The following is a 1,043-nucleotide window of genomic DNA, read 5'->3' on the forward strand; positions in this document are numbered from 1 at the left end:
CTGGCGCCCACGCTGTCCGATCGACGGCAATGCCTTTGTAATACCCCTCGCACCAGTCGTCGATGACCGAAATCACTCGCCCATCTGATTCGTGTTCAAGGATGAGCGGTTCGTAGCCGGCGGAGGCATCGTTCAACATGTCGTTGACGCTATTCCAGTGCCGGATGATCAGCCCGACGATGCCTTTTGACTCGTCAGCACTGGCAAACGTCGGCAGGTCCTGGCCATGCTCCGCATCCCAGATCCAACCCAGCATGGTGCCAGGCATCATCAGGTTTGGCCCCGACGCGAGCGCTGTCATAAACCCGTCCATCATCGAAACGTCCATTGCCGCATCGGGAGCGGAATCGCTGGTCAAGAAATCATCAAGCTGATCGATTTCTGTTTCGTTCAGCGGCAGTGTGGGTGCGATTTCGTCTTTCATGGGTTCTCCAGCAAGCGCCTGCGATCGCGGGTCCCGTTCGACGGCCCCGCGTGCGTGCCTGTGCGTCCTGCGCTTCTTCGCCGCCGCGGCGCCGTTCGAGTCAATATGCCACTTTAAACGTCGGCGAATCTCTTCGGGGCGGCTCTTGCGTCGGTCGTAGATCCGCGTGGTCGCGATGTTCGCGTGGCCGAGCCATTCCTGCACCTTCGCGATGTCGGCCTCATGCTCGAGCGCGTTGGTCGCGGCGGTCGCGCGCAGGCTGTGCACGCCGAAGCCGTCGATCGCGATCTTCGCCTGCGCCGCGTACGCGAGCACGCATTTATAGACGCCATCGGCCGTGATCGCCGCGCCCCGGGTTGCGCCCTGCCGGCGTTTCGCAGGCTGGAACAGCGGTGCGGCCGGTTCCCCGCCGTGGCCGGCTGCTTCCAGATACGCGTGGATCCGTTCGGCGCTGCCCGGGTGCCGCGCGTCACGCCAAGCTGTTCGGCGGCGGCGGTCACGGCCAGTCCAGGCGCGGGCAGGACGTCATCACGCAGCGTTTCGCCAGGGTCAGGTGGGTTGTGCACGCTGATCCGCTCCAAGGCCGTCGCCGCGACTTCCTCGAGCATTGCCTCCTCGA

The 1,043-nt window shown here is 64.1% G+C and carries 2 protein-coding genes; one reads left to right on the forward strand and one right to left on the reverse strand.

The features are described from left to right. A partial coding sequence (locus P0D89_RS53340) for a UPF0149 family protein (protein ID WP_408379705.1) occupies positions 1-739 on the reverse strand: 739 nt, incomplete at its 3' end. Between P0D89_RS53340 and P0D89_RS53345 the strand changes: the two genes are divergently transcribed. Next, the coding region (locus P0D89_RS53345) for a hypothetical protein (RefSeq protein ID WP_408379706.1) at positions 686-1,043 on the forward strand (358 nt) is incomplete at its 3' end. The genes P0D89_RS53340 and P0D89_RS53345 overlap by 54 nt on opposite strands.

This window comes from Paraburkholderia sp. RL18-085-BIA-A, from assembly GCF_046027075.1.
Lineage (GTDB): Bacteria > Pseudomonadota > Gammaproteobacteria > Burkholderiales > Burkholderiaceae > Paraburkholderia.